Annotated in this window: 14 protein-coding genes; 10 read left to right on the forward strand and 4 right to left on the reverse strand. The window is 60.8% G+C overall.

Annotated features, from left to right (window positions below; all coding sequences use genetic code 11):
• Positions 1-102 precede the first annotated feature (102 nt).
• The 3 genes from CFE428DRAFT_RS01005 to CFE428DRAFT_RS01015 all read left to right on the forward strand — a co-directional run bounded on the left by CFE428DRAFT_RS01005 (position 103) and on the right by CFE428DRAFT_RS01015 (position 2,527).
• Complete coding sequence (locus CFE428DRAFT_RS01005) at positions 103-621, forward strand: DUF4112 domain-containing protein (protein WP_006977541.1); 519 nt, start codon at positions 103-105, stop codon at positions 619-621.
• A gap of 394 nt (positions 622-1,015) precedes the next feature.
• Positions 1,016-1,957: an adenylate/guanylate cyclase domain-containing protein gene (locus CFE428DRAFT_RS01010; protein WP_006977542.1), complete on the forward strand. Its 942-nt coding sequence runs from the start codon at positions 1,016-1,018 to the stop codon at positions 1,955-1,957.
• A gap of 291 nt (positions 1,958-2,248) precedes the next feature.
• Positions 2,249-2,527, forward strand: coding sequence for a MotA/TolQ/ExbB proton channel family protein (locus CFE428DRAFT_RS01015; RefSeq protein WP_272941090.1), 279 nt, complete (start codon positions 2,249-2,251; stop codon positions 2,525-2,527).
• Here the strand turns inward: CFE428DRAFT_RS01015 and CFE428DRAFT_RS32730 are convergent.
• Entirely contained in the window at positions 2,517-3,284 is a 768-nt protein-coding gene (locus tag CFE428DRAFT_RS32730; RefSeq protein WP_083804914.1) for a zf-TFIIB domain-containing protein, read from the reverse strand. The two genes, CFE428DRAFT_RS01015 and CFE428DRAFT_RS32730, sit on opposite strands and share 11 nt — an antisense overlap.
• A gap of 65 nt (positions 3,285-3,349) precedes the next feature.
• Positions 3,350-3,610, reverse strand: coding sequence for a ferredoxin (locus CFE428DRAFT_RS01025; RefSeq protein WP_006977545.1), 261 nt, complete (start codon positions 3,608-3,610; stop codon positions 3,350-3,352).
• Between the two features lie 87 nt (positions 3,611-3,697).
• Between CFE428DRAFT_RS01025 and CFE428DRAFT_RS01030 the strand changes: the two genes are divergently transcribed.
• From CFE428DRAFT_RS01030 to CFE428DRAFT_RS01040, 3 genes are all read left to right on the forward strand, one after another.
• Positions 3,698-4,615: a LysR family transcriptional regulator gene (locus CFE428DRAFT_RS01030; RefSeq protein WP_006977546.1), complete on the forward strand. Its 918-nt coding sequence runs from the start codon at positions 3,698-3,700 to the stop codon at positions 4,613-4,615.
• Between the two features lie 169 nt (positions 4,616-4,784).
• Positions 4,785-5,927: an LptF/LptG family permease gene (locus tag CFE428DRAFT_RS01035; RefSeq protein WP_006977547.1), complete on the forward strand. Its 1,143-nt coding sequence runs from the start codon at positions 4,785-4,787 to the stop codon at positions 5,925-5,927.
• A complete protein-coding gene (locus CFE428DRAFT_RS01040) occupies positions 5,927-6,427 on the forward strand; it encodes a hypothetical protein (protein ID WP_006977548.1) in 501 nt (166 codons plus the stop codon). Before CFE428DRAFT_RS01035 ends, CFE428DRAFT_RS01040 begins: the two co-directional genes overlap by 1 nt.
• 81 nt (positions 6,428-6,508) lie before the next feature.
• On the opposite strand, the gene CFE428DRAFT_RS01045 is transcribed toward CFE428DRAFT_RS01040, so the two are convergent.
• The gene (locus tag CFE428DRAFT_RS01045) at positions 6,509-8,446 is read right to left on the reverse strand and encodes an FAD-dependent oxidoreductase (RefSeq protein ID WP_202797330.1); all 1,938 of its coding nucleotides are present in this window, start codon (positions 8,444-8,446) and stop codon (positions 6,509-6,511) included.
• Positions 8,447-8,566: 120 nt separating this feature from the next.
• Between CFE428DRAFT_RS01045 and CFE428DRAFT_RS01050 the strand changes: the two genes are divergently transcribed.
• The 3 genes from CFE428DRAFT_RS01050 (at position 8,567) to CFE428DRAFT_RS01060 (ending at position 11,384) form a co-directional block, all read left to right on the forward strand.
• A complete protein-coding gene (locus CFE428DRAFT_RS01050) occupies positions 8,567-9,613 on the forward strand; it encodes an NHL repeat-containing protein (RefSeq protein WP_202797331.1) in 1,047 nt (348 codons plus the stop codon).
• A gap of 362 nt (positions 9,614-9,975) precedes the next feature.
• Positions 9,976-10,962, forward strand: coding sequence for a tRNA dihydrouridine synthase DusB (dusB, locus tag CFE428DRAFT_RS01055; RefSeq protein ID WP_006977551.1), 987 nt, complete (start codon positions 9,976-9,978; stop codon positions 10,960-10,962).
• A complete protein-coding gene (locus tag CFE428DRAFT_RS01060; RefSeq protein WP_006977552.1) occupies positions 10,959-11,384 on the forward strand; it encodes a GNAT family N-acetyltransferase in 426 nt (141 codons plus the stop codon). Before dusB ends, CFE428DRAFT_RS01060 begins: the two co-directional genes overlap by 4 nt.
• A gap of 237 nt (positions 11,385-11,621) precedes the next feature.
• On the opposite strand, the gene CFE428DRAFT_RS01065 is transcribed toward CFE428DRAFT_RS01060, so the two are convergent.
• Positions 11,622-12,167, reverse strand: coding sequence for a gamma carbonic anhydrase family protein (locus tag CFE428DRAFT_RS01065; RefSeq protein WP_006977553.1), 546 nt, complete (start codon positions 12,165-12,167; stop codon positions 11,622-11,624).
• A 189-nt stretch (positions 12,168-12,356) separates the two neighbouring features.
• On the opposite strand from CFE428DRAFT_RS01065, the gene CFE428DRAFT_RS01070 reads away from it, so the two are divergent.
• Positions 12,357-12,635 (forward strand): HU family DNA-binding protein, encoded by a 279-nt coding sequence (locus tag CFE428DRAFT_RS01070; RefSeq protein WP_006977555.1) that lies wholly within the window; start codon positions 12,357-12,359, stop codon positions 12,633-12,635.
• Positions 12,636-12,792: the final 157 nt, after the last annotated feature.

Consider the following 12,792-nt stretch of genomic DNA (forward strand, 5'->3'; position numbering starts at 1 on the left):
CCGCAAACGAGTAACTCATTTTTCACTTTCCACTTTCACTTTCACTTGCCACTGACACCGTAGTGAGAGTGAGCGCTCTTGATGAGCCCTCCGTCCACTTTCATGAAAACGCAGGAAGTCGAATTTGAAGTCCTCGGCAAGGAAGCGCCGCAGTCCGGCCATGGCTCGACTGTCGATCCTTTCATCGCGCTGATGGCGCGTTTGATGGATGACATCTTCGTCATCCCTGGGACCAGCATTCGCTTCGGCCTCGACCCGATCATCAGTCTGTTGCCGGCCTTTGGCGCCACGGCATCCGCGGGCGTGTCGCTCGTGCTCATCGCACTCAGCGCCCGGCGGGGTGTGCCGAAGATCGTCCTCGCGCGCATGGCCACGAACGTCGTCATCAATGCCGCGCTCGACTCCGTGCCGGTCGTCGGCGACGCGCTCTCGATCTTCTTCCGTTCCAACGCGCGCAACTACGAGCTGCTGCAAAAACACGCCGGTCAATCGCGTGCGTCTACGGCTGGTGACTGGCTCTTCCTGCTCGGCCTTTTCGGTATCGTGATCGCCGTCATCGCGCTCATGATCATCGGCAGCATTGCCGTCCTCCATTTCCTCCTCACGCCGTTCCGCAGGTAGTAGACGGTTGGATTTTTAAAACGCAGAGGCGCAGCGGGGGGGGACAATGGGACAACGGGATTTTCGGAGAATGAGAATAAAAGCTCAGGTCGTCGATCTGATTGTCTCACCGTCATCCGACCTCTGCAGTGCTAGCCCTGAAAATGGACGCAGCTTGCGTCGATTTTTTGACCACGGATTTCTCGGATTTCACGGACTGGAGGTCGCCGCGGATTCTTTAATCCGAGAAATCCGAGAAATCCGTGGTTCATCTCTTCCTCAATCGAAAACCGTTTGGCTGCGGCGCTTTCAATCTCCCCCTTCCGCTTCCGTACACGCCGCAAAATTCGCACTTGGTCGGGCGGTTGTTTCACCTTACGAATAGGCCACTTACACGAGTCCCACTGCTCGCGCCATGTCTGTCCCATCCGAATCAAACTTCATCGATTCCGAAGGCGCGTGGCTTGATGCCGGGGAGGGTAAATGCATTCCGCTGACCAGCAAATGCAACCTCGGTCGGGGACCGGAAAATGACGTGGTCATCGATTCCCCAAAGGCCTCGCGCAAGCACGCCATCATTCATCCCCAGGATGAAGGACAGTTCTGGCTCGTCGATCTGGTGAGCCGCAACGGCACCTTTCGTAATGACCGGCGCCTCGTCCGTCCCGCGCAGTTGCGCGACGGCGATCGGTTGATTATCGGCGGACAGAATTTCGTTTTTCGGCAACCCTCGCGCGCGGCCGCCAAGGGCGAAATCACCACCGTCATCACTTCCACCACCACGACGGGCAGTGACGCTACCGTGCTCGATTTGCAGACCAAAAACCTTTGGCTGCTCATTGCGGATATCCAGGACTTCACCGCGCTGAGTGTGAAAATGGATGTCGAGGAACTGGCCGTCACCATGGGGCGATGGCTGCGCGAATGTCATCGCATCGTCGAAAGCGCGCTGGGCCGCATCCCGAAATACATCGGCGACGGCTTTCTCGCCTGCTGGGAGGATCGCGAGGGAGTCGCTCCCGCCGTCGTCACCGCATTGCATGCCCTGCAGCAACTCCGCGACAACAATGCCGTCCGTTTTCGCGTAGCGGTGCACTATGGCATGATCACTTTCGGCGAGCAGTCTGCCTGGGGCGAACCGAGCATGCTCGGGCCGGAGATGAACTTCATCTTCCGCCTCGAGGATCTCGCCAGCAAACTCGGCGTGCCGTTCTGCCTCAGCGCCTCGGCGCAGACCAAACTCGACGGTCTCATCGCCATCGAAAGTGTCCCCGGCGAACACGTCCTCAAAGGATTCGAAGGCGCCCACCGTTGCTACCGCGTGCCGGATGGGGCTTGGCTGGCCTGTCGGAAATAGGTTGAAACGCGGAGGCCACAGCGCGGCGGAGCCGCAACCAAAGGCCTACCCATTTAAACGCAGAGGACGCCGAGAACGCAGAGGGCCGCAGAGAATTGTTGGAGCATGCTCTCGGGCCACTCGTGCTTATTCGCGTCCATTCGCGATTTAATAAATTTCCGCAAGCTGCGTACACTTTTCGGGTTAGCACTGCACGAGACGCGGGAGGAGTAAGATTTTGACCACGGATTTCAGGCATGATCCATTCTTTGAGTCTCCTCGGGGGGGAACCAACTCGGCGCGCCCAGCGCCATCACCGGCGGCATCGCGAAAGCGCTCATGGCCACGGCCTTCGGTCTTGGCGTGGCCATTTTCTCGCTGCTGCCTTTCAACTATCTCAACGCCCGCCTCGAGGAAGCGCGCCACGAAATCCAGGATGCCGCCCGCATTCGAGATTTAGCTCGTGAAGCGCCCGGCGAATGGAGGAGAGGAAGTAAATCCATTCCCGGAAAAAGTCCGAAGAATCTTCTCCTGGATCGACTGCGCTACCTTATAGGCAAGGCGCGCGCGGCTTGCTTGCTTACTTCGTGAACAACCGCGCGATCGCTCCACCGAGGAAGAGCAGGACGTCGATGAGGTCGCGGCCATCCACCCAGGGATTCGACCAGGGATTTGCCCACGTGCGGCGAGGTTCAATGGGTTCGATGGTGGCGGGGAGAGGACGGTGGCGCTGCTGGTCCTCGAGTTGGACGCGGTCGCGTTCCCGGGCGGCTTCGAGGCCGCCGCCGCGGATGAATTCGACGATCTGTTGCAATTCGTTGCGGTCGAACCAGGTGCCGTGTCCGCGGCAGCAGTCGATGATGACTCCCGAGCGGCCGGCAAAGTTCACGCGGTTCATGAGGGTGTGGCATTCCGGGCAGTGCAGATAGCGCACTTCATCCAGCGTGAGCACGGCGCGCCCGGGCGGCGGTGTGGCACCGCCAAGGACGACGGCCTGCTCCTCGCGGTCGGTGCAAATGGCGTCGAAGGTGGCGACGTCCACCCACAGGCCCTCGCATTTCGAACATTCATGGATTTTCACCGTGCCCGTCGGCCCAAGCGCCACGCTTTGCAAAGCGACCTCGCAGCGTGGACACGACTTCGCCACCGTTTCGTCCTCCCCTTCCGTCCGCCCCACGCGTGCCCCGCAATGGGGGCAGAATTTTGAACCGAGAAAGATCATCCCGAAGCAGGAAGGGCAGGCAATGGTAGCGAGTCGCGACCCACAATGTTCACACTGGGTGGCGTCACTCGAAGCGGCCGCTCCGCAATTCGGGCAATGCAACGTCTGGGCATCCATGGCCGGCATCGTGCCCGGGAAATGAGTTTCGGGAAATCGAAAAGAGATCGGCGTCTCTGCATTTTCAATCCGCTTTAATTCGCAGACGAGGTGGAAGGCGCTGCGAATCCATCGTTGCCAATGGATTCCGTTGGGCAGGCGAGTCGGGCGTCTTCGGCTAGTGCAATCTCCTCTGGAGTCTGGGGTTGTCGATGGACGTAGGTGTAGCCGCCCGCATTTTGGCGTGTGAAAAATTCGGCGGCGGTGGAGCGGCACAGATCGCAGTCGGTGCACGTGTCGTCGACATAGTAGGGGCCGGGGACATTTTCGGGAGCGGTATGAGTGGGATCAGCCATAGGGATAGGATTGGATTTCGATGGCCGGAGATTACGGTCAGCTTGAAATTGAGTGAAATGCATTAGTCGTATACATTAATGCGTTGTATGAATGAGTTTCTCGCTACTACTCCGTTCGACCTCTACGAGCTCTTCCTTTTCCGGTTGGTGGTGCAGCAGCGCAGCTTTACCCGCGCTGCGCAGTTGGCGGGTCGCACGCAAAGCGCCATCACCCGCCAGATCCAGGGGATGGAAAGCAGCCTTGGATTGGAACTGCTCGAGCGGACCACTCGCAGTGTGCGGGTGACGCCGGCTGGGGAGTTCCTATTTCATGAATCCGCGCGGTTGATTGGCGATGTCGAAGCTTCGTTCCAGCGATTGCGCGAGCAATTTGCCGGTGCGCGCAAGGAGGTGCGGGTGGGCGTCTCGCGCAGTATCGGCCTGGCGTATCTGCCCGGATTTTTTCACGCCAATCTGCGTCACCTTCCCCAAGTCTCCTGCCGGGTTTCGTATCAGAAAAGTGCCGAAATCCTGACTGCGCTGGAGGCCAATGAACTCGACCTGGGCGTTCTCAGCCCGCCGAAACGGCTGCCGCAGACCCTCCGTGTAACGCATCGTTTCGACGACGCTTTCACCCTGGTCGCGCCCGCGGAGCTCGCCGCTACCTTCCAGGCCCTCCCCAAGTCGCCGGTTGCCCGCGCGGCGTGGTTGGCGAAGCAGCCATGGCTGCTCATCGACGATACAACCAATACCGGCCAAAAGCTGCATGCCTGGATGAAGCGGCAGGGACTGAAAGTGGAGCCGGCTATGCGGTTGGATGGATTTGACCTGATCATCAATCTCGTGGCGCTGGGCCTGGGCGTCAGCGTTGTACCGATCCGAGCACTCGCTCTTTATGGCCGAAAGCGAAATCTGCAACGGTTGCCGATGCGGGAGCGTTTTGTGCGCGAATTGGTCGTTGTGGTTCGCCGTCACCGGAAGACGCCTGACCATGTGGCTCAGTTTGTCGCAAATGTCCTGTTCTGAAATGCCGAAGGATGTGCGCCTGCCCGGCGGCGCGGACTTCTGACCAAGCCTTGAATCTGCGCTTTTGATCCACTTTCGCCCGCCGACCGCCGGTGGCCCGCCTTCTGGGTCGTGAGCTTTCACTTGGCAAAGTGCCCGAACCGCATTTGAATCCCCGACCCCGCTGTTCATGAATATCCTCGACCGCTACGTTTTACGCAGTTTCATCGAGCCGTTTTTAATGTGCCTGGCGGGGTTCATTGCGATCTGGCTCATCATCGACGTCAGCGACAACTTCAACGACTTCATCGAAGCGCATGCCCGTTTCCGGACGATTCTGGAATACTATGTGACCCAGCTCCCGACGGTCATCCTCATGTCGTTGCCGGTGGGGCTGATGCTGGGACTGCTCTTTTCGCTGAGCCGCATGTCGCGGACGAATGAGCTCATTTCGCAACTCACCGCCGGTCGCAGCGTGGTGCGCGTACTCGCGCCGCTGATCGGAGTGGGCGTCTTGATGACGGGTTTTTGCTTCTGGCTGAACTGGGAGCATGCGCCGCACGCCGAATCGATCAAGAAGGACGCCATGCAGAAGATCAAGCGCGGCAAGAGGGCGACCGATGTGGAGCCGGTGCTGGCCCATCTGTTCCGTGATCGCCGGGACGACCGCACTTGGTACGTGCGCAAGCTGATCTTTCAGCCTGGCGAGGAGCGGATGCAGGGTGTGCACGTGACGCAGCAGGACGAAACCGGCCATATCCTGAAGAAATGGTACGCTTCCTCCGTGTATTACGATCCCGCCAAACAGGAGTGGAAGCTGGAGAAGGGCAAGATCGTGACCTTCAAGCCCGATGGGGACGTGGAAGATCAGGATCTTTTCCTGCGTGGGTTCCGGATTATCAAAGACTGGCCCGAAACGCCGTGGCGGGTGGCCAGTACCGAGCTCAACCCGGGCGGGCTCAGCGTGCACGAGTTGCACGAATATTTGAAATACAACTCCGACTTCCCAGCGGTGCAGCTCGCGCCGTATCGCGCCAATCTCGCGGACCGTTACGCGCTGCCGTTCCAGTGCCTCCTCGCTGTCTTCCTCGCGGCTCCGCTGGGGATCGTTTACAATCGGCGCGGCGTGATCGGCGGGGTGACTGCGGCCATGGTGCTGCTGGTACTCATGATCATGTCGCACTCGTTCTTCGTGATGCTCGGCAAGGGCATGCGCATGGATCCGAATTTCTCGCCGTGGGTGCCGGTCATTGGGCTGGGTATCATCGGCTTGGTTTTGATGTATTATCGTTCGACGAACCGCGATTTTCCGATCCCCAAATTCTTTAGCTGATGATCAACCAGGAATGGAGCATTCAAGGCCGCACCAACCGGTGCGCCGTCACCGGTGTGGAATTTCAGGATGGCGACTATTTTTACACGCTGCTTTTTGAGGAAGGTGTGGGCTTGCGCCGCGAGGACATCAGCGAGGCCGCGTGGAAGGAGCGCAACGACAATCAGCAGCCGTATTCGTTTTGGCGTTCGAAATACGAAGCTCCGCCGCCGCCGGCGCCCGAACCGCTGGCCAAGCAGACTGCCGAGGATTTGCTGCGCCGTTATATGCAGGAAAATTCCGCGCAGCACGCCGCCGCGCGCTACCTGCTGGCGGTGATGCTCGAGCGCAAGCGCATCCTCAAGGAAGTGGAGGCGAAGCAATCGGCCGAGGGCGGATTGACGCGCATCTACGAGCACGCGAAAACCGGCGAGGTCTTCGTGATTCCCGATCCGCAGCTTCGGCTCGACCAGATCGAGCAGGTGCAGGCGGAGGTTTCGTCGTTGCTCGAACCGGGTTAAGGAATGATCCCGCGGAGCGGGGGATGACGAATGACGAGTGTGCAGTGTCTCCGCAGCATGCGTCCGGTAGCTTCTCTTGTCCTAGCGCGAGATCGCGGTCCACACGGCCTTCGCAAGCTGAGCGCGGGTGAGCGGTTGCGCGGGATTGCCGCCGGGGAGCGCCGAGAGTTTTGCCCGCGATAGGACGCCAGCGATCTCCTCGGGTGTGGCGATCTTGTCGGGTTGGAAGCGCACGCTGTCCGCGTCCGGTAGGAGAATGCCGTGGACGGCGAGGAGGTTGACCGCTTCGAAATAGTCGGCAGCAGGATCGAGATCGTGAAAAGGCCAGATGAGCACGCCGGATTTCACAAGGGCGCGTTGCACGACCATCACGCGCTTCGGATCTTTCGCCACGGCGCGGGGTTGGATGCCGACGCGCAAGGCCTCCCACGCCACGGTGGCACTGGCCTGGCCGCAGAGCATCATCTGGCCATGCAGGCGGAGCGCGGATTGCACGACGCTGCTCACGCCGATGTTCTTCGAGGCGCCGAGCAGACCATTGCGCTCGATGGGTATGAGTCCGCGCAGCGGAAACATCGCGCGGTCGGTGTGTGTGGACCAGTTGCGCGTGGCGGTGTGGATGGTCGCCCAAGGACCAGCGGGATCGTCGTGCAGGAAGACACGGCGCGTGGGGTGAAAGTCGATGTTGAACTGAAAGCCGAAGACCCCATCCTCCGGCATGAGCTTCGCCCAGTGCGGTTCGTCGTGCGTGGTGCGGATGTCCTGTTCGCGCAAGATGGTGAGCGCTTCGAGGCGCAGACCTTCGCGCACGTAGGGCTTGGGCGGGAGGTGATCGGCGGTGCCGTATTCGTCGGTCAATTCTAGCCGGCGAAACTCGGGACTGATCGTTTGCAAATAATGGAAGAAACCGAGCGCATGCTGTTTGGCATCGTCGAAGACGATGCGGCGTTGCGCGGGCGTGAGCGCGACGATGTTCTCCTGCGCGGCGCCGGCCTCCGTGGCCTCGAGCGCGGCGGCGACGGCTTGTGGCCAGCGGTCGAGCGGATAGTCCTGCGTTGGCCAGTTGAGGAAGGTCTTTTCCATGACCGGGGCGAGACCGGAATGCCGGGCATCCACCAGGCGGCGGTGCGTGTAGACGTTCACCGGCGGCGAATAGGGGCCGGCGGCGTGCGTCGTGTCAGCGAAGGCGGGCACATTCACCATCAGCGTCCCCTTCGGCCAGCCCAGCGCCTGGAATTGTTTCGCGGTGGCATTTGTCGAACCGTAGTAGCGCCGGACGTCGTAGCCGGCGGGTTCCGGCGAGAGGCTTTCCTGGCCGGCATCGCGCAAGGTCACGCAATAGGTCAAGGGGTTCATCTCCCGCCGGTTGCTCTCGTCGATGACTTCGGGAGCGCTCGGTTCGTCGAAGCGCGCCTTGGCATCTGGCCCAGCATTCCACGCGGCGCCGCTGAGGCGAATGACGTCGCCCCAGTCGGAGGCATCGATGGTGAGACGGGCGCTCACTTCGAGTCGCTCCGGGCCACGGGTAAAAATCACGCCGGTCACGCGATTGCCATCGCGCAGGACCGAGGTGGGTTCCCACCCACGCTCGATGCGCACGTGCCTGGACTCGGCAGCCAGCAGGTCCTCGAAAATGTGTTCCGCTTCCGCCGGCTCAATGGTGAGTCGGCCGCAGAAGCTGTTGCCCGGCGAGGGCGTGCCGTATTTACGTTGGTTTACGGCTTCGATGCGTTGCGCGACTTCGCGGAAGAGACCGCTGCGGGGAAAGTCCGTGCGCTTCCCGTCGACGGCGGTCCATTCATCGACCACGCCGACGCCTTCGGCGCTGAACTGGCCGCCGAGCCAGTCGATATCGTTGACGAGCAGAACTCGCTGCACGCCCAGTCGCGCCGCCTGCACCGCGGCTGCGCAGGCGGACTCATTGCCGCCGACGATGAGCAGGTCGGTACTGATCGTTTCGGCGCGACACGCGCCGGCGAGGACGAATCCGGTAATGAGGAAGTGTAGCAAACGGGGCATGGCCGTGAGCATGCCGCGAAGCGCGGGAGCTTGCCGAGCGAGTTGTTTGTTTGTGCGTTGCGATGGATCGGCCTTTCGCGGCAAGGTGGGAGGATGATGCGTCGTTTTCTCCCCCTCGTTTTGTTTACCTGCACCGCAGCCTTGGCGCACGCGGACAAGATCGTGCTCGTCGCCGGCACGGGCCCCGCGGAGAAGGACGCGCCGGCCACGCAATGCGCGCTGCACGAACCGTTCTGCACCGAGTTCACGCCCAAAGGCGATATGGTCATCGACGAAATGGAGCACGGAAACCGGGTGCTGAAGGTCGGCAAGGATGGCATCCTGCACGTCATCGCGGGAACAGGCGCGAAGGGCGCCACGGGTGATGGCGGTCCGGCGACCGCCGCGACTTTCAACGGCATTCACAATTTCGTCGTGCTCCGGAATGGCGACCTGTTGCTGGCGGATAGCTTCAACAACCTGTTGCGTCGCATCGATGCGAAGACCGGGGTGATCACGACCGTGGCGGGAGGGGTAAAGAAGGGTTTTGCCGGCGATGGCGGCCCGGCGAAGGACGCGTTGTTTTCCACGCTCATCGAGATCGCGCTCAATCCGGCCGGAACGAAACTGTACTGCGCGGATATCGGCAATCGCCGGGTGCGTTGCATCGACCTGGCGACGAATAGCATCACCACCGTGGCGGGCAACGGGAAGGCCGGTGTGCCGGCGGACGGCGCCGTGGCGGTGGACGCTCCGTTGGTCGATCCGCGAGCGGTGAGGCCGGATGCGGAAGGCGGCTTCTACATCCTGGAACGCAATGGCAATGCGTTGCGCTATGTGGATGCCGCGGGCAAAATCAAGACGGTGGTTGGGACTGGGGCAAAGGGGCTGAGCGGAGATGCCGGTCCTGGTTTGCAGGCCACGATGAATGGTCCGAAATACATCGCGCTGGACCGGGATGGCTCCGTGCTCATCGCCGATGCGGAAAATCACGTCATCCGCCGCTACTCGCCGAAGACGGGACTCATCACCCGCGTCGCCGGGACGGGCAAGCCGGGCAATGGGGGGCTGGATGGGGATCCGTTGCAGTGCCAGTTGCACCGTCCGCATGGGGTGACGGTGGGGCCGGATGGAGCGCTCTACATCACCGACAGTTACAATGACCGGATTTTGAAGATTGAGCGGTGAGCGTTTCCTCCTCGCTGTCATCCTGAGCGGAGCGCTCGTGGGCTAGCGGGGAGCGCGCAGTCGAAAGCCGAGCTTGCGAGACGCCTACGGGACTGCGGGGCAAACCCCGGCGCTTTGCGAGCGAGGCTCCCTGGTCGTTCGATCGGGTTTGGCCCGCAGGTCCATGGGCGTCTCGCTGGTTGTTCGGCCGGGTTTGCCTCGCAGTCCCATAGGCGTCTCGAAGACTCGGCTTTCGACTACGTGTCCCGCCACTTTGCCAACGGGACACTCGCTCGGGATGACATCGGGGACGGAGCGCCCGAGATAGAACTCCAGCGCCTGTTCCTTGGCAAGTGGCGCATCCGTGATAACCTAAGCCCCTGATGCTTCCTTGGTTCCAAGACCAGTTTCCACTCTACCTCGCGCCGATGGCCGGGATAACGGACACCATTTTCCGCCAGCTTTGCAAGGAGCAGGGCGCGGATGTGATGGTGACGGAATTCGTCAGCGCGGAAGGTATTTTCCGGCGCAACGAACGGACGCTGGAATATCTCGAATTCATCGAAGCAGAGCGCCCGCTGGGCGTGCAGCTTTTTGGCGGCGATCCGGAACATCTCGGTGAAGCCGCGCGCATGGTCGGCGAATGGAAACAGCCCGATTTTATCGATCTGAATTTCGGTTGTCCGGTGAACAAGGTCGTCTCGAAAAACGGCGGCTCGTCGCTGTTGCGCGATTGTCCGTTGCTGGAGCGCGTGGCCCGCGCAGTGGTGAAGGGCGCGGCGCCGCTGCCGGTGACGGCGAAGATTCGCATCGGTTGGTGCGAGCAGACGATCAATGCGACGACGACCGCGCGAATTTTGGAAGATTGCGGCGTGCAGGCCATCGCCGTGCATGGCCGCACGAAAGAGCAGGGCTATAGCGGCCGGGCGAATTGGGACGTGATTGCCGAAGTGGCCGCTGCCACCAGTCTGCCGGTGATCGGCAATGGCGACATCGCCAGCGCGGCCGATGCGGTTGGCGCGATGAAATGCGGGGTGCGCGGTCTCATGATCGGCCGCGCCGCCATGAGCACGCCGTGGATTTTCCGCGAGATCAAACATTACGTTTCTACGGGCGAGATTCTGGCTCCGCCGCCGCTCGAGACGCAGTGGGCATTCATCATTCGGCATTGCCGCTGGAAAGTGGAAGTCGAGGGCAGTGAACTGCACGCCATGCAATCAATGCGCACGCGGCTCATGGCCTATTCGCGCGGGATGCCCGAGGCGAAGCAACTGCGTTTCCGCTTCGCGCACGTGGCCTCGCTTGCGGAAATGGAAGACATCGCCGCCGAAAACATGGCTCGCGCTGCTGCGGAGGCCGTGGCCGCGTGAGCGCGCGCATTCGCCTTGCGGAGACGCGAGAGGACATCTGCCGTTGTTACGAGGTGGTCTTCGAATTGCGACCGCATCTCAAGCCTGAGCCGTTCGTAGAACAGGTCCTGCGGCAGCAGAGCCAGGGTTACCGTCTCGCCTTTTTGGAGGAGGGAGGGAAAGTGCAGGCCTGCGCGGGCTATCGTTTTAGCGAAAGCCTGAGCTGGGGGCGCTACCTGTATGTCGACGATCTGATCACGGCATCCACGGCGCGGTCCCGCGGCTTTGGCGGTGAACTGCTGCAGTGGTTGCAAGCCGAAGCGCGCGCCGCGGGTTGTGCCGAGTTTCATCTCGACTCCGGCGTGCAGCGCTTCGGTGCTCACCGTTTCTATCTGCGCGAGCGCATGGACATCATCGCGCACCATTTCGCGCTCAAGCTTTGAGCGCGTTTTAGAGCCTCTTAAATAACTTGCCCATCGCGGCCAGATTAAACGCGGAGAACGCAGAGGGCCGCAGAGGGGGAAACAAAAGGATGAGGGATGAAGGATGAAGTGAAGTGTGCTACGCGTTTTTTGGAGATCGATACTCGCTATCGGGTAACGCGCTTTTTCATCCTTCCGCCTTCCGCCTTCATCCTTTTCTTCCTCTGCGGCCCTCTGCGTTCTCGGCGTCCTCTGCGCTTAAATGGGGGAGATTCCTGCCCGGGTGCGTTCGCGATACTGCTTCGAGAGCGCGACGTATTTTTCGGCCCAGACCTTGATACCTGCCTGCTCCTCAAGGGTGAGCGTGCGCACGACTTTGGCGGGCGAGCCGAGCACCAGCGAACCGGGCGGGATCTTCTTGCCGCCGGTCACGAGCGCGCCGGCGCCGATGATCGAGCGTGCGCCGATCTCCGCGCCATCGAGCACGATCGCGCCCATGCCAACGAGCACTTCGTCGCCGATGGTGCAGGCATGCAGGATCGCCTTGTGCCCAACGGTCACGAGTTCGCCCACGTAGGTCCCGTAATCGTCCGCGAGGTGAACGACCGAACCGTCCTGGATATTGGAGCGCGGGCCGATGACGATGCGATTGATGTCGCCGCGCAGCACGCTCTGGAACCATACGCTGGACTCCTCCTCGAGCGTCACGTCGCCGATCACATCGGCCCCCGGAGCGACAAAAGCGGTCGAGTGAATCCGGGGCGTGGCGTCCAGGTGGCGTTGCAATTGCTCAGACAAATTCATGCGAAAATGGTGCGAAGTTGAGACAGGAAAGCAACCGCGAATGCCGATATTTACAGGGTCTTAGGCCAGCCAAAAAATGTTAGAGGAAATGGTTGACTTCAATTTAGCCGACTGTCATCACTCGCGCACTTTGCTGGTTCCCCACCCCCAGCTCTCTGAAAACAATCTAACCAAGGAAACAGAACAAGCATGAACAAGGCAGAACTCGTTGAGGCAGTCCAGAAATCGCTCGGCAAAGACGTGAGCAAGGCCCAGGCGGAACGCTCCGTGGAGGCCGTTATTGAAGGCATCAAGAGCGGTTTGAAGAAGGGCAAGCCCGTGCAACTCGTCGGCTTCGGCACCTTCAAAGTTACGAACCGCAAGGCCCGGATGGGCATCAACCCGAAGACGGGTGAAAAGATCAAAATCAAAGCTTCCAAGAGCGTGAAGTTCGCCGCGGGCAAGGATTTGAAGTCCAAGCTCAAGTAATTTCCCCCTCGCAACCCGAGAAATCCCGTTTTGCCCTCGTGCAAAACGGGGTTTCTCACGTACGGAGGGACGGTCAGGCGGAGGCCGGTCTTAATCTTAATCTTACTCGTAATCTTAATCTTAACCGCTCGTCTCGCGTCGAGCCGCAGAGGGATTA

Source organism: Chthoniobacter flavus Ellin428 (genome assembly GCF_000173075.1).
Lineage (GTDB): Bacteria > Verrucomicrobiota > Verrucomicrobiia > Chthoniobacterales > Chthoniobacteraceae > Chthoniobacter > Chthoniobacter flavus.